The organism is Pantoea sp. SYBGC1 (assembly GCF_057197005.1).
The window spans coordinates 93,380-113,892 of sequence record NZ_JBXUNM010000012.1 but is presented as its reverse complement, the minus strand read 5'-3'; the positions used below and the strand labels follow the sequence as shown (position 1 = coordinate 113,892).

Annotated in this window: 14 protein-coding genes; 12 read left to right on the top strand and 2 right to left on the bottom strand. The window is 59.3% G+C overall.

The genetic code is table 11. The features are described 5' to 3' along the window. Positions 1-7 precede the first annotated feature (7 nt). Both AC2CF9_RS16640 and mutH read right to left on the bottom strand, forming a co-directional pair. Positions 8-226 (bottom strand): YgdI/YgdR family lipoprotein, encoded by a 219-nt coding sequence (locus AC2CF9_RS16640; protein ID WP_039379973.1) that lies wholly within the window; start codon positions 224-226, stop codon positions 8-10. Between the two features lie 226 nt (positions 227-452). Next, complete coding sequence (gene mutH, locus AC2CF9_RS16635; RefSeq protein ID WP_484557499.1) at positions 453-1,139, bottom strand: DNA mismatch repair endonuclease MutH; 687 nt, start codon at positions 1,137-1,139, stop codon at positions 453-455. 684 nt (positions 1,140-1,823) lie between these two features. Here mutH and rppH point away from each other — a divergent pair. From rppH to recD, 12 genes are all read left to right on the top strand, one after another. Beyond that, entirely contained in the window at positions 1,824-2,354 is a 531-nt protein-coding gene (rppH, locus tag AC2CF9_RS16630; RefSeq protein WP_039379969.1) for an RNA pyrophosphohydrolase, read from the top strand. 12 nt (positions 2,355-2,366) lie between these two features. After that, positions 2,367-4,613 (top strand): phosphoenolpyruvate--protein phosphotransferase, encoded by a 2,247-nt coding sequence (ptsP, locus tag AC2CF9_RS16625; RefSeq protein ID WP_484557498.1) that lies wholly within the window; start codon positions 2,367-2,369, stop codon positions 4,611-4,613. Positions 4,614-4,725: 112 nt separating this feature from the next. Further along, complete coding sequence (gene lgt / locus AC2CF9_RS16620) at positions 4,726-5,604, top strand: prolipoprotein diacylglyceryl transferase (RefSeq protein ID WP_484557497.1); 879 nt, start codon at positions 4,726-4,728, stop codon at positions 5,602-5,604. Beyond that, on the top strand, positions 5,601-6,395 hold the full coding sequence (gene thyA / locus AC2CF9_RS16615) for a thymidylate synthase (protein ID WP_484557496.1): 795 nt from the start codon (positions 5,601-5,603) through the stop codon (positions 6,393-6,395). The genes lgt and thyA overlap by 4 nt, the downstream gene beginning before the upstream one ends. Positions 6,396-6,584: 189 nt before the next feature. Continuing rightward, complete coding sequence (locus tag AC2CF9_RS16610) at positions 6,585-7,055, top strand: prepilin-type N-terminal cleavage/methylation domain-containing protein (RefSeq protein WP_484557495.1); 471 nt, start codon at positions 6,585-6,587, stop codon at positions 7,053-7,055. After that, the gene (locus AC2CF9_RS16605) at positions 7,046-7,585 is read left to right on the top strand and encodes a prepilin peptidase-dependent protein (RefSeq protein WP_484557494.1); all 540 of its coding nucleotides are present in this window, start codon (positions 7,046-7,048) and stop codon (positions 7,583-7,585) included. Before AC2CF9_RS16610 ends, AC2CF9_RS16605 begins: the two co-directional genes overlap by 10 nt. Further along, complete coding sequence (locus AC2CF9_RS16600) at positions 7,582-8,010, top strand: DUF2509 family protein (RefSeq protein ID WP_484557493.1); 429 nt, start codon at positions 7,582-7,584, stop codon at positions 8,008-8,010. The genes AC2CF9_RS16605 and AC2CF9_RS16600 overlap by 4 nt, the downstream gene beginning before the upstream one ends. A 22-nt stretch (positions 8,011-8,032) precedes the next feature. Then, a complete protein-coding gene (locus tag AC2CF9_RS16595; RefSeq protein ID WP_484557492.1) occupies positions 8,033-8,329 on the top strand; it encodes a prepilin-type N-terminal cleavage/methylation domain-containing protein in 297 nt (98 codons plus the stop codon). A 36-nt stretch (positions 8,330-8,365) separates the two neighbouring features. Further along, positions 8,366-11,746, top strand: a complete 3,381-nt coding sequence (recC, locus tag AC2CF9_RS16590) for an exodeoxyribonuclease V subunit gamma (RefSeq protein ID WP_484557491.1) — start codon at positions 8,366-8,368, stop codon at positions 11,744-11,746. Between the two features lie 90 nt (positions 11,747-11,836). Further along, entirely contained in the window at positions 11,837-14,731 is a 2,895-nt protein-coding gene (gene ptrA, locus AC2CF9_RS16585; protein ID WP_484557490.1) for a pitrilysin, read from the top strand. Beyond that, a complete protein-coding gene (gene recB, locus AC2CF9_RS16580; RefSeq protein ID WP_484557489.1) occupies positions 14,728-18,270 on the top strand; it encodes an exodeoxyribonuclease V subunit beta in 3,543 nt (1,180 codons plus the stop codon). The genes ptrA and recB overlap by 4 nt, the downstream gene beginning before the upstream one ends. Further along, complete coding sequence (gene recD / locus AC2CF9_RS16575) at positions 18,267-20,114, top strand: exodeoxyribonuclease V subunit alpha (RefSeq protein ID WP_484557488.1); 1,848 nt, start codon at positions 18,267-18,269, stop codon at positions 20,112-20,114. The genes recB and recD overlap by 4 nt, the downstream gene beginning before the upstream one ends. Positions 20,115-20,513 lie beyond the last annotated feature (399 nt).

The following is a 20,513-nucleotide window of genomic DNA, read 5'->3' as shown; positions in this document are numbered from 1 at the left end:
CTGGCACTTAACGTTCAATGATGGTGGAAACTTCATCACCGTTGATCTGCATAACGTGACCCTGCCGATCGGTGTACTCCACCAGGCCGGTCTCTTTATCGATCGAGGGCTTGCCCTCGGTCATAATCATCTGGCCATCTTTTGTTGCCATCACGTAGTCACTGCTGCAACCGCTCAGCACTGATGCTGCCAGCAGTAAACCCGCTACACCCGCTAACCCTTTCATTATCCGCTCCCTGAGCTGCTTTAACTGCAAAAGTGTAGTAATAAATGCTTTTACGTGACGAAGTAATCGCATGATTCTTAAAAAAGCGAGAGGTAGCGTGCATTAGCTTGACAAGCAGGCTCGTTTCCTGCTGGTTGCACAGCACCGGAGGAGTGTAACGTTACCAGGCGGACGCTGGCAAAGCCAGACATCGGGAAATGTGCGGTATGAAAGAGCGGGTTGCGAATTACAGTAAAAAATGGCGTGCCAGCAGCGCAGCCGTAAAGTGCTTTTTGAGATAGAAGCCGCGCGGCAGCGTCATAATGCGTTCGCCATGTTCACCTGTTGCTTCCGTCAGCGCCCGGTTGTTTGCGGCTTTGGGACGGATTTGCAGGCAGGCGCCGTGGCGGGCGGTAATACGCTCGACCTGCCCCAGCACAATCATATCCATTAGCTCTTCCCAGTCGGCGCGCAGCTGCTGTTCCTCTTCTGCATCAGGCTGCCAGAGCAGGGGCGTACCTACCCGGCGCTCAGCCAGTGGGATCGTGCGCTCGCCCTCAACCGGGATCCACAATACCCGCGCCAGCTTATGGCGCACATGGCTTGACGCCCAGGTCACGCCGCTATTACCGGTCAGCGGCGCCACACAGACAAAGGTGGTCTCCAGTGGCTTGCCCTGAGCATCAACCGGGATGGTTTTAAGCTCGATACCCAGATGCGCAAAATCCTGCTCCGCTTTACTGCCGGCGCTGGCACCCAGGTGCAGCTCCAGCAGCATACCGACCCAGCCTTTATCGCGTTTAAGATTATCAGGTACCGGCAGGTTAAGCCGGGCTGCCAGGGTTTCCAGCCGCTCTCCGGCCAGCTGATGCGCACGCTGCAGCAGCTCTTCTTCACTTAGCGGGGAACCGGGCAATGGAGTGTGAAATGTCATGATGAATATCTGGTTGGTTAAAAAGTAATCAACTTGCGGGCGGGCAGGTTGTCCACATCGCCTCTTTCTGAACGGGCATCATAATAGCATGATTCATACTACTTTTTTTTATGACTGCAGCAGCAGATACAATTCAGATCGGCAGTTTATCCCGATTTGTCCGCCACAATAAACAGGATATCAGTGTAAGTTATCCACAGATAAATGGGATAAGCCCGCCCTGAGCCGATCCCTGTTTCTATTTACAGGGCCTGCTGAACCGCAATGCGCGATTTTTTTGCATCATCTGACCAGGTTTAGGGCATTCCTTGTGGATAAAAACAACGGCGATTAATTTTTAACCACATAACGTTCTGTAGCTGATCTGCGCTAAAAAAAACATCCTGACCGGACGCCATTTTTTAATTCAAGATACTGATTATAATCATTTTTTAATCATGATAAGAATCCTCTGTTTTGCGCTGACGTTAAACTGTCTGCAGTTAATTACCGCGTTCTGCACAAAGCTATCCACAGAAAAAGTGCATAAGATCGCACAGCAGACGGGTTAACTGTTTATAAGTTAAGTCTTCTCTGTGGGTTAACTCTTTTTTATTCTGCGGAGGTCCGGCTTATCCAGTGGTTTACCGCCTGTAAGGAGTGTGAAACAATCAGACCATTCAAATTAAGCTTTGAGGTAGTCCAGTGATCGATGATGATGGCTACCGCCCGAATGTTGGTATCGTAATCTGCAACAGGCAGGGGCAAGTGTTATGGGCCAGGCGCTTTGGACAGCACTCCTGGCAGTTTCCTCAGGGAGGCATCAATCCGGGTGAAACCGCAGAGCAGGCGATGTATCGCGAACTGTTCGAAGAAGTGGGTTTACACCGCAAAGATGTTCGAATACTTGCTTCAACCCGTAACTGGTTACGTTACAAGTTGCCTAAACGTTTGGTGCGTTGGGATACAAAGCCGGTCTGTATCGGCCAGAAACAGAAGTGGTTTCTTCTGCAGTTGATGTGTAATGACGCGGATATCAATGTGCAACACAGCAGCACCCCCGAGTTTGATGGCTGGCGCTGGGTGAGCTTCTGGTATCCGGTACGTCAGGTGGTCTCCTTCAAGCGCGATGTGTACCGGCGCGTCATGAAAGAGTTTGCTGGCGTGGTAATGTCGATGCAGGAGAGTGTGGGGCAGCGTAATAACCCTGTTGCCCACCGTCGTAAAAGAGGATAGGCCACGCCCCTTATGCTCACTCAGTTGCGCGAAATAGTAGAAAAAGTGGCGGGTGCACCGCGTCTGAATGAAGCACTCGACATTCTGGTTAACGAAATCTGCCTGGCGATGGAGACCGAGGTCTGCTCGGTTTACCTCGCCGATCACGATCGACACTGCTACTACCTGATGGCGACCCGCGGTCTGAAAAAACCGCGCGGCCGTACGATCGCACTGGCGTTTGATGAAGGCATTGTCGGCCTGGTTGGCCGGCTTGCTGAACCCATTAACCTGGCCGATGCGCAGAGTCACCCCAGCTTCAAATATATTCCTGCCGTAAAAGAAGAGCGTTATCGCTCTTTCCTTGGTGTACCTATTATCAGTCGTCGTCAGTTACTGGGCGTGCTGGTGGTGCAGCAGCGCGAACACCGTCAGTTTGATGAGAGCGAAGAGTCATTTCTGGTGACGCTCGCCACGCAAATGGCGGGGCTGCTCTCGCAGTCACAGCTCGGCCAGTTATTTGGCCAGTTCCGGCAAACCCGTGTTAAAGCGATTGCCGCCTCTCCGGGCGTGGCGGTGGCGATCGGCTGGGTGGATGAAACACAGCCGCTGCTGGACCAGGTATCTGCCGCATCAACCCTTGATCCCCAGCGCGAGCGCGAGCGGCTGGTGGTGGCGATGGGGGAAGCGGGCAATGAATTCCGTCGTTTCAGTAAACGCTTTGCGGCCGGCGTGCAGAAAGAGAGCGCGGCAATCTTCGATCTCTACTCGCATCTGCTGACCGATGCGCGGCTGAAAAAAGATCTGTTTGCGGAGATTGAGCGCGGATCGGTGGCTGAGTGGGCGGTGAAAACCGTGATCGAAAAGTTTGCGGCGCAGTTTGCCAGCCTGCAGGATCACTATCTGCGTGAACGGGCCGGCGATCTGCGGGTGCTGGGGCAGCGGCTGCTGTTTCATCTTGATGATACGCTGGTGGGAACCAACGCCTGGCCGGAACGCTTTGTGCTGGTGGCTGATGAGCTGACGGCCACGACGCTGGCTGAGCTGCCACATGAGCGGCTGGCAGGCGTAGTCGTGCGCGATGGCGCCGCCAACTCACATGCGGCGATCCTGACGCGGGCGATGGGGATCCCGACCGTGATGGGTGCCGATATTCTGCCGGTGCAGCTTAATAAGCGGCAGCTGATCGTTGATGGCTATCGCGGGGAAGTGCTGATCGATCCTGAGCCGGTGCTGGTACAGGAGTATCAGCGTTTGATCAGCGAAGAGAACGCGCTGAGCAAAATGGCGGAAGGCGTGGTGGATCAGCCCGGTGAGCTGAAAAGCGGGGAGCGGGTGCAGGTCATGCTCAATGCCGGTCTTAGCCCGGAACATGAGCAGGCGCTGGACAGCTGGGTCGATGGCATCGGCCTTTATCGTACTGAGATCCCGTTTATGCTGCAAAGCGGCTTTCCCTCAGAAGAGGAGCAGGTGGCGCAGTATCAGGGCATGCTGCAGCTGTTTTACGATAAGCCGGTCACGCTGCGCACGCTGGACGTCGGCGCAGACAAACAGCTGCCCTATATGCCAATCAGCGAAGAGAACCCGTGTCTTGGCTGGCGCGGTATTCGTCTGACGCTCGATCAGCCGGAGATCTTTCTGGTCCAGGTTCGGGCCATGCTGCGCGCTAACGTCGCCTCCGGAAACCTCAATATTCTGCTGCCGATGATCAGCCATATTGATGAGATCGATGACGCGTGCCGGCTGATCGATCGCGCCGGACGCGAAGTGGAGGAGGTGCTGGGATACCCCATTCCCCGGCCGCGTATCGGCGTTATGATCGAAGTGCCCTCAATGCTGTTTATGATCCCGCATCTTGCCAGCCGCGTTGATTTTATCTCGGTCGGCACTAACGATCTGACACAGTATCTGCTGGCGGTGGATCGCAATAATACCCGGGTCGCAAACCTCTACGATTCACTGCATCCCGCCATGCTGCGCGCGCTCCATACCATTGCGCGTGAAGCCCGGGAAGCCAAACTTGAGCTCTGCCTGTGTGGTGAAATGGCGGGCGACCCAATGTGTGTCGCGCTGCTGGTCGGGCTTGGCTATCATCATCTCAGCATGAACGGCAAAAATATTCCGCGGGTCAAGTATCTGTTGCGGCATCTGGATTGGGAGGAAGTACAGAAGTTGAGCCAGCAGGGAATTGCGGCGCATACCGCTTCGGAAGTGCGTCATCTGGTTGCGGCATTTATGGAGCGTCGCGGTCTGGGTGGACTGATTCGCGGCGGTCGTTAACGGTTTACATTTCTGCGGAAACTGTGAAAAGCGGCTGTGCTATGATGCGCAGCCTTTTATTGTCTGGCCCTTTAGCCACGCCCGCGTTGGGCAGAAAAATCGATGGTGAATAATGAATAACGGCTACATTTCATTTCCCCAATTCGATCCGGTGATCTTCTCAATCGGACCGATTTCGCTTCACTGGTACGGCCTGATGTATCTGGTGGGCTTTGTTTTTGCCATGTGGCTTGCGGTGCGCCGCGCTAATAAGCCCAGTAGCGGCTGGAAGAAAGATGAAGTGGAAAACCTGCTTTATGCCGGATTCCTCGGCGTCTTTCTCGGTGGTCGTATCGGCTATGTGCTGTTTTACAATCTGCCGCTGTTTCTGGAAAACCCGCTCTACCTGTTCAAGGTCTGGGATGGCGGCATGTCCTTCCACGGTGGCCTGATTGGCGTGATTGTGGTCATGCTGATTTTTGCCCGCCGTACAAAACGCACCTTCTTCCAGGTCTCTGATTTTATTGCACCGCTGATCCCGTTTGGTCTTGGCGCGGGTCGCCTCGGTAACTTTATCAATGGCGAACTGTGGGGCCGCGTGGCGCCCGATTTTAAATTCGCGATGCTGTTTCCGGGTTCGCGCAGTGAAGATCTCGCGCTGGCGGTAAACAACCCGCAGTATCAGCAGCTGCTGAATACCTATGGCGTGCTGCCCCGTCACGCCTCGCAGCTCTATGAGCTGTGTCTGGAAGGCGTGGTGCTGTTTATTATTCTCAACCTGTTTATTCGCAAACCGCGTCCCATGGGCAGCGTCTCCGGCCTGTTCCTGATTGGTTACGGCGCGTTTCGCATTATTGTCGAGTTTTTCCGTCAGCCGGATGCGCAGCTGGGGCTGTTTGAAGGCGGCATCAGCATGGGGCAGATCCTCTCTGTGCCGATGATTCTGGCGGGCATTATCATGATGATCTGGGCGTATCGTCGTCCGCAGCAACAAACCCGAGAGGTAAAATGAAACAGTATCTGGAACTGATGCAGCATGTGCTGAATGAAGGCGCAGAAAAGGCCGACCGTACCGGTACCGGCACGCTTTCCATTTTTGGCCACCAGATGCGTTTCAATCTGCAGGAGGGGTTCCCTCTGGTAACCACTAAAAAGGTGCACCTGCGCTCCATCATTCACGAGCTGCTGTGGTTCCTGAAAGGGGAAACCAACATTCAGTATCTGAAAGAGAACAAGGTCACCATCTGGGATGAGTGGGCGGATGAGAACGGAGATTTAGGTCCGGTCTACGGCAAGCAGTGGCGCAGCTGGGGCAGCGCTTCTGGCGCAGAGATCGATCAGATAAGCAGAGTCATTGAGCAGCTGAAACGCGATCCGGACTCACGCCGCATTATTGTCTCAGCCTGGAACGTGGGCGAGCTGGATCAGATGGCGCTGGCTCCGTGCCACGCCTTTTTCCAGTTCTACGTCGCGAACGGCAAACTCTCCTGCCAGCTCTATCAGCGTTCATGCGATATCTTCCTCGGCCTGCCGTTTAATATTGCCAGCTATGCGCTGCTGGTGCATATGGTCGCGCAGCAGTGCGATCTGGAAGTGGGTGATTTTGTCTGGACCGGTGGCGATACCCACCTTTACAGCAACCATCTGGAGCAGGCTCGCCTGCAGCTGACCCGCGAACCGCGTCCGCTGCCGAAGCTGGTGATTAAGCGTAAGCCCGCCTCAATTTTTGACTACCAGTTTGAGGATTTTGAGGTAGAGGGCTACGATCCCCATCCTGCCATCAAGGCCCCTGTGGCAGTCTGATCTGCTCCCGATCGCGCCTGAGCCCTGCCGCCGTGCAGGGCTTTTTTTTGCCTGCCCGGCCACGCTTTTCTGACGCTGCCGCACAAAAAAATGGTTTTCTCTGTAGCAGCTAAAGCACGCCTGTGAGCCACTCCTGACCGCACAATTGTCACGCTTGTAGTGCTGCTGCGCTGACGGCAGAGTGACGTCATGAACAGAGATAATCATCACGGATTTACCTTGCCGGAACTGCTGATCGTCATGCTCATCGCAGGCGTACTGGGAGGCGGGGCGATACAGGGGTGGCAGCGCTGGCAGCAGCAGCAACAGCTGCGCGAAAGTGTGCTGCAGCTGCAGGCGTTTTTGCTGCAGCTGCGTGCGCATGCGGGCTGGCATAATCGCGAGCTAAAGCTCTGGCTGCAACCGGGTCAGGGTGGCTGTCTCGGTACCGGCCCCGTACCGCCTGCAGGCTGCACGACGCCCTCGCGCTGGTGGTTCACGCCACCGTATGCAGGCATACACCTTAGCGCACTGACGGGCGAACCCGGTTTTTACGGGCGCAGGGACGTGGCGCGCGCCGGTAGTGTGGAAATAACGAGCGCTGCCGGGCGCTGGCGCGCAATCATCTCCGCCCGCGCGCGTATTCGTCTCTGCCAGCCGGAAGCAGCGACGTGCGGGTAGCTCAGGCCGGGTTCAGCCTGCTGGAAACGCTGATTGCGCTGGCGATAAGCGCCATGCTGATGCTCAGCCTGGGGCGTTTTCTGCCGCTGCTGCTGGAACAGAATCTGCGGCTGCAGCAGCGGGTACAGCTGCAGCAGGAGCTGGAGCAGATAGCCGGCATGCTGGAAAAAGCGCTGCGCCGGGCGGGCTACTGCCGGGGAACCTGCCGCGGCGCGCCACTGACGCTGGCAAACAGCGGCAGCTGTGTGCTGCTGCGCTGGGATGAGAACAGCAACGGTCGCTGGGAGGGTGCGGGGCATAGCGACAGTGATTACTACGGCTATCGTCTGCGTAGCGGGCAGCTGGAGATGCAGCGCGGCGTTGAGGCGTGTCACGGCAGCGGCTGGGAGCGCATTACCGATCCCGCGTTTATGCTGCTGGAACGTTTTCAGGTCAGCCGCCAGCAGCGTTACCTGCGGCTGGAGCTGGCTGCACGTGCAGGTCAGCAGCAGGTCATGCTGGTGCGCGTTATCGAAGGCATCAATCTGTGAAACAGCAGGGCAACAGTACGCTCGGCATGGTCATGATGCTGCTGCTGCTGGGAGGCGTCACGCTGCACGCGACCCGCCAGCAGCTGAGCCGCAGCATGGTGCTGGTTGCCGATACGCAGCACTACTTTCAGCATCACAGCCAGGCGCAGGCGGCGCTGCGCTGGGGAGTGCAGCAGCAGTGGTCGCCGGCTGAAGGCTGGCAGTGTCAGCAGTGGACAACCGCGCAGTGGCAGAGCTGTCTGCTGCGCAGGGAGGAGGGGTATGGCTTGTTATCCGCGCGCCAGGCAGGCAGCGCACTCTGGCTCTACCGCTGGGTTGAACTTCGTGGAGCGCGCGTGCTGGCCTTGCCGCACGGCTGGATTGACTTCTGCCCGCTGGCCGCGCCGGAGGCGTGTCCGGGAGAGGCAGTTACAGCGGGGATTTAGCCTCGCCGAGGCGCTGGTGGGCATGCTGCTGCTGGCGCTGAGCATCTCGACGCTGCTGCACTATCAGCGTGCGCTGACGCTGGGGTTCAGCCAGCAGTGGCAGCAGCGACAGGCGTGGCAGGTTGCGCAGCAGGCGTTGCTGGGTCATGACACAGTGGGCTGGCACACGCAGCGCCAGCAGCAGATTCTGCCAGGTAGCTGCACGCTGGAACAGGTGACCGTGACCGGCCCGCATCAGCGCACAGCGATGCTGGCACGGCTGACATGTCACGAAGATGAGCAGATTAATAGGCATCTCCGCCGTTTAAGGGTAGAGTGACCAGGCTGTAGGGTACTGCTTTGTTAAAGGAGAATTATGTTCCGGGTTTACCACTCCAATCAGCTCGATCTGTTGAAAAATCTGGCAGGCATCCTGATTGAAAACCAGCCTCTCGCCGATCCTTTTGCGGCTGAACAGGTGCTGGTACAGAGCCCGGGAATGGCGCAGTGGCTGCAGATGGAGCTGGCAAACAGCTTTGGCATTGCCGCAAATATCGATTTCCCACTGCCAGCTACCTTTATCTGGAGCATGTTTGTGAAAGTGCTGCCGGGGATCCCGGAAGAGAGTGCTTTTACCAAAGCCAACATGAGCTGGAAGCTGATGCAGCGTCTGCCGGTGCTGCTGGAGCAGGAGACGTTTCAGTCGCTGCGGCTCTATCTGCAGGATGACGACGACAAGCGCAAGCTTTACCAGCTCAGCACCCGCGTCGCCGATCTCTTTGACCAGTATCTGGTCTATCGTGCTGACTGGCTCAACAGCTGGGAGCGTGGTGCACTGATTGACGGGCTGGGTGATGCCCAGCAGTGGCAGGCGGCGCTCTGGCGCGATCTGGTCAGCTTCACGGAGAGCCTCGGTCAGCCGATGTGGCACCGTGCCAATCTCTACGCCCGCTTTATTGAGACGCTGGAGCGGGCTGAAAGCACGCCGCCTGGCCTGCCGCCGCGCGTATTTATCTGCGGTATCTCCGCGCTGCCGCCAGTCTACCTGCAGGCGCTTGAAGCGCTGGGCCGCCATATCGATATTCATCTGCTGTTTACTAATCCCTGCCGCCACTACTGGGGGGATATTCAGGATTACGCGTTTCTGGCGAAGCTGCAGAGCCGTCAGCGCCGCCGTCTGCATTCAGAGGAGACGCTGCCGCTGTTTCGCGAACCTGAAGCCGCCTCCACGCTGTTTAACAGCAGTGGTGAACAGCAGCTGACAAACCCGCTGCTCGCCTCCTGGGGAAAGCTGGGACGCGATAACCTGTTTCTGCTCAGCCAGATGGAGTCAGCCGCCAACGATATCGATGCATTTGTCGATCTGCCTGATGACACGCTGCTGCACAGCCTGCAGGCTGATCTGCTGAATCTTGACGATCGCGCGGTGATTGGTCTGAGTGCCGGAGAGCTGATGAACAGCGCAGAGAAGCGCCCTCTCGATCCGGCCGATCGCTCCATCACGCTGCAGATCTGTCACAGCGCACAGCGTGAAGTGGAGGTGCTGCAGGATCACCTGCTGGCGATGATGGAGGCCGATCCTGAGCTTAAGCCGCGCGATATCATCGTCATGGTGGCAGACATCGATAGCTATGCGCCCTTTATTCAGGCGGCATTTGCCAGCGCACCGCCGGATCGCTATCTGCCATTTGCCATTTCTGACCGTCGTGCCAGTCAGGCGCACCCGGCCATTCTGGCGCTGCTGAGCCTGCTGACGCTGCCGGAGAGTCGCTTCGCCTCAGAGGAGATCCTTGCGCTGCTGGAAGTGCCGGCGCTGGCGCAGCGTTTTTCCGTGGATGAGAGCGGGTTGCGCCTGCTGCGCCGCTGGGTCATGGAGTCCGGTATTCGCTGGGGGCTGGACGATGCCAGCATTGAAGCGCTGTCGCTGCCGGTTACCGGCCAGCACACCTGGCGTTTTGGCCTGCAGCGTATGCTGCTGGGCTACGCGCTTGAGAGCCGCAACGGTGACTGGCAGGGGATCCTGCCTTACGATGAGTCAAGCGGTCTGATCGCAGAGCTGGCGGGACATCTGGCCGAGCTGCTGATGCGGCTTGATACCTGGCGCAGCCGGCTGGCCGGTGAGCGCACGCTGGCGGAGTGGCTGCCGCTGTGCCGTGAGCTGATTGACAGCTTTTTCAGCGGCGATGCCGAAAGCGAGGCGGCGCTGCTGCTGGTAGAGACGCAGTGGAAAGAGATTATAGAGCAGGGTATGGGCTCTGCTTATCAGCAGCCGGTGCCGGTGACGCTGCTGCGCGATGAGCTGCGCTCACGCCTCGATCAGCAGCGCATCAGCCAGCGTTTTCTGGCAGGTCCGGTAAACTTCTGTACGCTGATGCCGATGCGCTCAATCCCCTTTAAAGTCGTCTGCCTGCTGGGTATGAATGATGGCGTCTACCCGCGCACGCTGGCACCGGTTGGGTTTGACCTGATGCAGCAGCAGACGCGCAAAGGCGACCGCAGCCGGCGCGATGACGATCGCTATCTGTTCCTTGAAGCCCTGATTTCAGCCCAGCAGCAGCTCTATATCAGCTATATCGGCCGGGCGATTCAGGATAACACCGAGCGCTATCCCTCAGTGCTGGTCACGGAACTGCGTGATTATCTGGGACAGAGTTTCTGCCTGCCGGGCGATGAGCAGTGCGAGCCGGACGTCAGTGAGCAGCATGTGCGTGAGCACTTACAAACGTTGCACAGCCGCATGCCATTTGCTGCAGAGAATTTTGCACCTGACAGTCACCGGCAGAGCTTCGCTGCCGAATGGCTGCCGGCAGCTACCAATCGCGGCGTGGCACAGCCCGACTTCGTGCAGCCGCTGGCGGTGAAAACGCAGGAGATCGTGACGCTGGAGCAGCTGCTGCGCTTCTGGCGTCATCCGGTTCGCGCCTGGTTTCAGCAGCGTCTTGGCGTCTCATTCTGGACAGAAGAGAGCGAGCTGCCCGATAGCGAGCCTTTTGCACCCGATAGCCTTGAGCGCTATCAGTTAAACGCGCAGCTGCTCAATGCGCTGGTGAACGGCGAGGATCCACAGCAGCTCTATGCGCATCATCGCGCAGCAGGTAACCTGCCTTATGGCGCCTTTGGTGAACTTTTCTGGCAGAGCCAGACCGAAGAGATGCAGGAGGTTGCGGCGGAAGTCGCCGGAGAACGCCTGCCGGCAGAGAGTCAGGAGGTGAATCTGCAGCTCGGTGCCGTGCGGCTGACCGGCTGGCTGACGCAGGTACAGGCTGATGGCCTGCTGCGCTGGCGGCCTGGCGTGCTGAACATGAATGACGGACTGCAGCTGTGGCTGGAGCATCTGGTCTACTGTGCGCTGGGCGGCAGCGGCATAAGCCGGATGTATGGCCGTAAACAGAGTTGCTGGCGCTTTCATGCTGTAGCCGCTGACCGGGCGCAGGCGCTGCTGGCAGAGTATGCCGCCGCCTGCGAGCAGGGGCTGGCGCAGCCGCTGCTGCTGTTGAACAAAAGTGGCGGCGCCTGGCTGGAGGCGAGCTTCGATCGCAAAAGCGGCCAGCTGCTGGAAGATGACGCCACGCAGAAAAAGGCGCTGAATAAGCTGCTGCAGGCGTGGCAGGGCGGCTATCAGGTGCAGGGTGAGGGCAGCGATCCTTATCTTCAGCGCCTGAATCGCACGCTGAATGAGGAGATGCTGCAGGCGATTATCGCTGCGGCACGGCAGTGGTATCTGCCGGTACGTCTCGCCCATCAGGATGATAAATAGCTGCTAAGCGTCGCGCTTACGCCAGAATAATATGTTGATAAACCTGCGCGGAAAACCAGCCGCAGGGCAGAGTAAGATTAAGGGGTTTACATGCGGATTTACGCACGCTGTATCGGCGCGCTGCTGTCAGGCGCGCTGGCGCTGAATGTTTTTGCCGATACCGGACAGGGCTGGCAGCCGGTTAATGACATTATCCGCAAAAGCGATCGCGATCCGCGCAGCTATCAGGCGATTACCCTGAACAACGGGATGACGGTGCTGCTGGTTTCAGACGCTGAGGCCCCGAAGTCGCTGGCGGCGCTGACGCTGCCGATTGGCTCGCTGGACGACCCCGACCAGCAGCCGGGGCTGGCGCACTATCTGGAGCATATGGTGCTGATGGGCTCAAAGCGTTACCCGCAGCCCGACAATCTCGCGGAATTTCTCAAAATGCACGGCGGCAGTCACAACGCCAGCACCGCCTCTTACCGCACCGCATTCTATCTGGAAGTGGAGAACGATGCGCTGCAGCCTGCGGCAGACCGCCTGGCGGATGCGATTGCGGAGCCGCTGCTCGATCCGGTTAACGCCGATCGCGAACGTCACGCCGTCAATGCAGAGCTGACGATGGCGCGATCGCGTGACGGACTGCGCATGGCGCAGGTCACCGCCGAGACGCTGAATCCGCAGCATCCGGGGTCGCGTTTCTCCGGCGGCAATCTGGAGACGCTGAGTGATAAACCCGGCAGCAAACTGCAGCAGGCGCTGCGCGATTTCTATCGTACCCACTATTCCGCCAGCCTGATGAAAGCGGTGATCTACAGCAACAAACCGCTCTCTGAGATGGCGCAGATGGCAGCCGCAACCTTTGGGCGCGTCGCGGCGCATCCGGCGAGCGTGCCGGAGATAGATGTACCGGTAGTTACCGACGCGCAGAAAGGCATTATCATTCACTATGTGCCGGCTCAGCCGCGTAAACAGCTGAAGATTGAGTTTCGTATCGCGAACAACAGCGCCGATTTCCGCAGCAAAACCGATACGCTGATTGGCTATCTGCTGGGTAACCGCAGCGCCAATACGCTGAATGACTGGCTGCAGAAGCAGGGACTGGCCGATGGCGTGACCGCAGGGGCCGATCCGGTCACCGAGCGCAGCAGCGGCGTCTTTGCTATTTCTGTGTCGCTGACGGATAAAGGGCTGGCGCAACGCGATGAAGTCGTGGCCGCTATTTTCAGCTACCTCGATATGCTGCGCCGCAACGGCATTGATAAGCGCTATTTTGACGAGGTATCGCACGTGCTGGCGCTTGATTACCGCTACCCGTCAATTACCCGTGATATGGACTACATTCAGTGGCTGGCCGACACCATGCTGCGCGTGCCGGTCGCGCACACGCTGGATGCGCCTTACCTTGCCGATCGCTTCGATTCTGCAGCGGTGGCGGCACGCCTCGGTGAGATGACGCCGCAAAATGCCCGCATCTGGTATATCAGCCCACAGGAGCCGCACAACCAGCAGGCCTACTTTGTTAATGCGCCCTATCAGGTTGATAAAATCAGCGCCGCGCAGTACAGCGACTGGCAGCAGCGTGCAGCGCATATCGCGCTCTCTTTACCTGCGCTCAATCCCTATATTCCCACTGACTTTTCACTGATTGCGCGCGACGGGAAAAACTACACGCATCCGATCGTGCTCAGTAATGATGCGGCAATGCGTATTTTATGGATGCCGAGCCGGTTCTATCCTGACGAGCCAAAAGCGGCGATTACGCTGGCGCTACGCAATAAGGCAGCGATTAGCGACGCGCGTCAGCAGGTGCTGTTTGGTCTGAATGATTATCTCTCCAGCCAGGCGCTGGATGAGCTCAATTCGCAGGCGTCGGTGGGCGGCATCAGTTTCTCTGTGGGAGAAGATGATGGCCTGGTGTTTAACGCCAGCGGATTCACCCAGCGTTTGCCGCAGCTGCTGCAGGAGCTGGTCGCCGGTTACAGCAGCTTCCATCCGGATGAAGCGCAGCTCGCTCAGGCTAAATCCTGGTATCGCGACCGCCTGGATGCGGCTGAAAAAGGCAAAGCGTTTGAACAGGCGATCCAGCCGATGCAGATGCTGTCGCAGCTGCCCTATACCCAGCGCGATGAGCGCCGCCGGTTGCTGCCGGAGATCACGCTGCAGGAGGTGATCGCCTGGCGTGACGCGCTGCTGCATCAGTCAACGCCAGAGATGCTGGCGGTGGGTAATCTCTCAGCACAAGAGACGGAAGCGCTCGGTGCGGCGCTGAAAGCGCAGCTGCAGAGCAGCGGAAAGGCGCCGTGGCGCAGTGACTATGTTGTGGTGGATAAACCGATCAAGGCGAACCTGCAGCAGGCGGGAAGCAGCAGCGATTCCGCGCTGGCGGCGCTCTATGTGCCTGTCGGATATGATGAATATCAGAGCATGGCCGCCAGTACGCTGCTGAGCCAGATTATCCAGCCGTGGTTCTATAACCAGCTGCGCACGGAAGAGCAGCTGGGCTATGCCGTCTTTACCTATCAGATGCCGATAGGCCGCCAGTGGGGCATCGGTTTTCTGCTGCAGAGCAACAGCCGGCAGCCCGCCTTCCTGCTGCAGCGCTTTCAGGCATTCTATCCGCAGGCAGAACAGCGGCTGCGCAGCATGAAGCCAGAGACCTTTGCGCAGTATCAGCAGGCGATGATCAATGAGCTGAAACAGCGCCCTCAGACGCTGGAGGAGGAAGCCAATCGCTACAGCCGCGACTTCAGCCGTCAGAACTATGCGTTCGATACGCGAGAGAAAGTGATTGCGCAGGTGCAGCAGCTGACGCCGGCGCGGCTGGCCACTTTCTTCCGGCAGGCGATCCGGCAGCAGGGAATGGCGATGATTTCCCAGATCAGCGGTACGCAGGAGAGTTCACCGCAGGCAGATTACGCAGCGCTGCCTGGCTTTACCACCTGGCCGGCGCTGGCGCAGCTGCAGCAGTCGCTGCCGGTTAAGAGTGATACGCCATGAATCAGCGTGCTGAATCGCTCAATCCGCTGACGCTGCCGCTGCGCGGCGAGCGCCTGATTGAGGCCTCTGCCGGGACGGGTAAAACCTTTACCATTGGCCTGCTTTATCTGCGTCTGCTGCTGGGTCTGGGTGAAGAGAACGCTTATAGCCGTCCGCTCTCGGTAGAAGAGATTCTGGTGGTGACGTTCACCGAAGCGGCGACGGCGGAGCTGCGCGGTCGTATCCGCGCGAATATTCACGCGCTGCGGCTCGCCTGTATTCGCGGCGTCAGCAGCGATCCGATGCTGACCGCACTGCTGCAGGCGATTCCGCAGCGGGAAGAGGCCGCCTCGCTGCTGCTGGCGGCGGAAAGACAGATGGATGAAGCCGCTATTTTCACCATCCACGGCTTCTGTCAGCGTATGCTCAATCTCAACGCGTTTGAGTCCGGCATGCTGTTTGAACAGCAGCTGATTGAGGATGAGCATCCGCTGCTGCGTCAGGCAACGGCTGATTTCTGGCGGCGTCACTGCTATCCGCTGACGCTGGATATCGCGCGCGTGATTGTCACCGAGTGGCTGGGGCCGGAACAGCTGCTGGCTACCCTGCGCCCGTGGCTGCAGGGAGAGTCGCCCTCGCTGCGGCTGCCGCCGGATGACCAGGAGACGCTTGCGTCGCGGCATGCACGTAATATGGCGCGCATCGCGGAGATCAAAGCGCAGTGGCGAACGCTGGGTGATGACGTGCAGACGCTGGTTGAGCAGTCGGGCGTGGATAAGCGCAGCTACAGCAGCAAACATCTGCCCGCCTGGGTCAGTAAAGTGAGCCAGTGGGCCCATAGCGACAGCAGTGATTACCAGGTTCCGCCCGAGCTGGCACGCTTCGGGCAGCGGATACTGGATGAGAAAACCAAAAAAGGCGACGCCCCGCGGCACGCGCTGTTCAGCGCAATTGACGCATTTCTGGCTGAGCCGCTGTCGCTGCGCGATGTGGTCATTGCGCGGGCGCTGACCGAAGTGCGAGAGGCGGTGCATAAACAGAAGCGGCTGCAGGCGCTGCTGGGCTTTGACGATCTGCTGAGCCGCCTTGATGATGCGCTGCAGCAGGCGGGCGGTGCGCAGCTGGCGCAGCTGATCCGGCAGCGCTACCCGGTGGCGCTGATCGATGAATTTCAGGATACCGATCCGCAGCAGTACCGGATTTTCCGTACGCTCTATATGCATCAGACTGAACATGCGCTACTGCTGATAGGCGATCCCAAACAGGCGATCTACGCCTTCCGCGGGGCGGATATTTTTACCTATATCCGGGCGCGTAATGAAATTGCGGCGCACTATACGCTGGACACTAACTGGCGCTCGTCGCCTGCAATGGTAGAGAGCGTAAACCAGCTTTTCTCGCGCTTGCCGGCTCCCTTTCTGTTCGCTGAAATTCCGTTTTTGCCGGTGCAGTTTGCGCCGCCTAATCAGGCGCTGTCGCTAAAGGCAGAGGGCAGAGAGCAGCCCGCGCTGCGCTTCTGGCTGCAGCCCGGCAGCGGTGCCAGCGTCAGCGAATATCAGCAGCAAATGGCAAAGCAGTGCGCAATGGATATCAGCCGCTGGCTGCAGGCGGGGCAGCAGGGTGAGGCGATGCTGGGAAAAGGGCCGGCGCTGCGGCCCGTACAGGCATCGGATATCACGGTGCTGGTGCGCAGCCGCAACGAAGCGAATCAGATCCGCGAAGCGCTGGCGCAACTCGCGATCCCCTCTGTCTATCTCTCTAACCGCGACAGCGTTTACACAACACCGGAAGCGCGCGAGCTGCTCTGGCTGCTGCGCGCTATTCTGGCTCCGGAACAGGAGCGGATGCTGCGTACGGCGCTGGCGACTTCGCTGTTTGCGCTGGATGCGGCTCAGCTGGATGCGCTCGATCGCGATGCGCGCGGCTGGGACACGCTGGTAGACACCTTTGCGCGCTGGCAGCGCCTCTGGCATCAGCGTGGTGTGCTGCCGATGCTGCGGGAAATTATGCTGGAGCGCCAGCTGGCTGAAAATATGCTGGCGTCGGAAAATGGCGAGCGCCGCCTGACCGATCTGCTGCATCTGGGGGAGCTGCTGCAGGAAGCGGCATCGCAGCTTGACAGCCCGCATGCGCTGGTACGTTATCTGGCACAGCAGATAGCGCGGCCCGACAGTCAGTCGGCCAGCCAGCAGCTGCGGCTGGAGAGCGACCGCCATCTGGTGCAGATCGTCACCATCCATAAATCGAAAGGGCTGCAGTATCCGCTGGTCTGGCTGCCGTTTGCCGCCGGGTTCCGTGAAGCAGATATTGCGCTTTACCACGATCGCGATAACTTCAGCGCGGTGCTGGATTTGCAGGGCGATGAGCAGAGCCTGGCGCTGGCGGAACAGGAGCGACTGGCAGAAGATCTTCGTCTGCTTTATGTTGCGCTGACGCGCTCTGTGTATCACTGCAGCATCGGCGTGGCGCCGCTGTTTCGCGGCGCGCGCAAAAAAGAGGGCGAGAGCGATCTGCATAAAAGTGCGCTGGGCTATCTGCTGCAGCGCGGCGAAGCGGCGACGGCAGAGCAGCTCGGCGCCCTGCTGGAAGCGCTGAACGGCGAAGCGTGCGAGGTGGTGATGGCCGATCGTGCTGAAGCCGCACGCTGGCAGGCGCAGGCTGGGATACGCGACGATCTGCATGCACGCGCGATATCGCGCCAGCTGGCTGAATCGTGGCGCGTGACCAGCTATTCAGGTCTGCAGCAGCACAGCGCGCATCGCCTGCTGGAGGTGGTGCCTCACTTCGATCTGGACGCGGCGGGTGAAGAGCGGCAGGCGGCGACCGAAGAGGTTGTGCTGACGCCGCATCATTTTCCGCGCGGTGCCGCGCCGGGTACGTTTCTGCATGAGCTGTTTGAGTCGATCGACTTTACCCAGCCGCCAGGGACGGAGCTGCTGGAGCAGCATCTGCAGCAGAACGGCTACCCGCTGCACTGGCAGCCGGTGCTGAGCAGCTGGATTGAGCGGGTTGTGACTACGCCGCTTAATGCGCAGCAGATCCGGCTGGCTGACGTGGCCGCACGCGACCGCCTGATTGAGATGGAGTTTTATCTGCCTATCAGCGCTCTGCTTACCGCGCCCGCGCTGGACCGGCTGATGCGCCAGCATGATCCGCTCTCTGCGCAGGCGCCCGCACTTAATTTCAGTCAGGTGCAGGGCATGCTTAAAGGCTTTATCGACCTGGTGTTTCGCCGGGACGGAAAATATTACTTGCTGGATTATAAATCCAACTGGCTGGGGGAGAGTCATGAAGCCTATACCCCGGATGCCATGGCGCAGGCGATGATTGACCATCGCTACGATTTGCAGTATCAGCTCTATACGCTGGCGCTGCACCGGTTTCTGCAGCACCGGCTGCCCGATTACGACTATGAGCAGCATATGGGCGGCGTATTTTATCTGTTTTTGCGCGGTATGGATGGCAGTTCGCCTGATAATGGCGTCTTTTTCACCCGTCCTGCCGCTGAGTTTGTCACACAACTTGATAGCCTGTTTCGCGGGCAGGGAGAGGATGCATGAGCGATATCACTACGCTATTAAAGCAGGCAACAGAGCTGCGGCTGCTGCGCTCGCTGGATGTGCAGTTTGCTCAGCTGATAGCCACCCGCGATGAACCCGCCCGCTTACTGGCCGCTGCCTGTCTCAGCGCTGAAGCCGGAGAAGGACATGTCTGCCTGCCGCTGGCCCAGCTCAACCGCGAGCAGCTGTTTCGCGGCCGTCATCCCGAACTGGCGCAGGCGATCTGGCAGGCAGCAGGCGATCCGCACGACTGGCACAGCCTGCTGGCGGGCTGGGATGCGCTCAGCTCCCATGATCGCGCAGCCCCGGTTGTACTGAGCGACGACCGGCTCTATCTGCACCGCTTATGGCACCATGAGGGTGACGTGGCGCGCTTTTTCCATCCTCAGGCTGCGCCGCAGCCGTTTGCCCCGGAGCAGGTACGCAGCGTGCTGGATGCGCTGTTTGGCACCGCGCCGGATGACTGGCAGAAGATTGCCGCTGCTGTCGCATTAACGCAGAAAACCGCGGTGATTTCCGGCGGGCCGGGCACCGGCAAAACCACCACCGTGGCAAAACTGCTGGCGGCGCTGATCCGCCTGAGCGACGGCGCGCTGCGTATTCAGCTGGCGGCCCCAACCGGCAAAGCGGCGGCGCGCCTGACGGAGTCACTGGGGAAAGCGCTGCAGCAGCTGGCGGTCAGCGATCAGGAGCGCCAGCGCTTTCCGGAGGAGGCCACCACGCTGCATCGCCTGCTGGGCGCACAGCCTGAAACGCAGCGCCTGCGTTACCATGCCGGAAATCCGCTGCATCTCGATGTGCTGGTGGTGGATGAAGCTTCCATGGTGGATCTCGGCATGATGGCCAGCCTGATTGCCGCGCTGCCATCGCAGGCGCGGGTAATTTTTCTCGGCGACCGCGACCAGCTCGCCTCCGTAGAGGCGGGTGCGGTACTGGGCGATATCTGTCGCTGTGCGGAGGCGGGCTACAGTCCGGTGCGCGCCACGCAGCTGACGCTGATGACCGGCTGCGAGATCGGCGGCAGTAATGAAACCGCAGCGCCCGCGGTTCGCGATGCGATCTGCCTGCTGCGTAAAAGTTACCGTTTTGACGCCAGCTCCGGCATCGGCCAGCTGGCAGCAGCCGTTAACGCCGGGGATGCGCAGGCGGTGGAGCGCGCCTTTCAGAGCAATTTCAGCGATATTGCGCGTGCGCCGCTGAACAGCGGTGAAGCGTATCAGCGTATGCTGAATGAGATTGCTGCTGGTTATCGGGACTTTCTGCAGCAGGTAGCTGAAGATGCCGCACCGGCTGAGATCCTCGCCTCTTTCGGCCGCTATCAGCTGCTGTGCGCGCTGCGCGAAGGGCCGTTTGGCGTGGAAGGACTCAATCAGCGTATTGAGCAGAAGCTGATGCAGCTGCAGCTGATCCGGCGCCCCGCAGGCGGCAGCCGCTGGTATCCGGGACGGCCGGTCATGGTCACGCGCAATGACAGCGCGCTGGGCCTGTTTAACGGCGATATCGGTATTACGCTGTCAGATGAGGAGGGCGTGCTGAAGGTCTTCTTCCCGCTGCCGGACGGAACCATCAAAGCGGTCCAGCCGAGCCGGCTGCCGGCACACGATACCGCCTGGGCCATGACGGTGCACAAGTCGCAGGGCTCGGAGTTTGAGCACACCGCGCTGGTGATGCCGGCCCAGTTTTTACCGGTGCTGACGCGGGAGTTAATTTATACCGCCATCACGCGCGCCCGCAGGCAGCTGACGCTCTACAGTGATGAAAACATTTTCCGTCGCGCAGTGCAGCTGCGCACGCAGCGCCGCAGCGGCCTGCTCTCACGGCTTGGTGCGACGTCTGACGCGTAAAGCCTTATACAGGATAATGTGGCCAGGGCAGGGCGCCATAAATGGCGCCCCTACGAAAATATCACCGGCCCGTAGGGGCCGCATTAATGCGGCCCTGGGGAGAATAACGCGGCCCGGAATTTCATGCGCGGCCAGGGCGCCATAAATGGCGCCCCTGCGAAAAAACGCCACCGTCCCGTAGGGGCCGCATTAATGCGGCCCTGGGGAGAATAACGCAGTCCGGAATTTCACACGCGGCCAGGGCGCCATAAATGGCGCCCCTACAGGATCACGTAGGGGCCGCATTAATGCGGCCCTGGGGGGAATAACGCAGCCCGGAAATTCCCGCGCGGCCAGGGCCCCATAAATGGCGCCCCTACAGAATCACGTAGGGGCCCCATAAATGGCGCCCCTACAGAA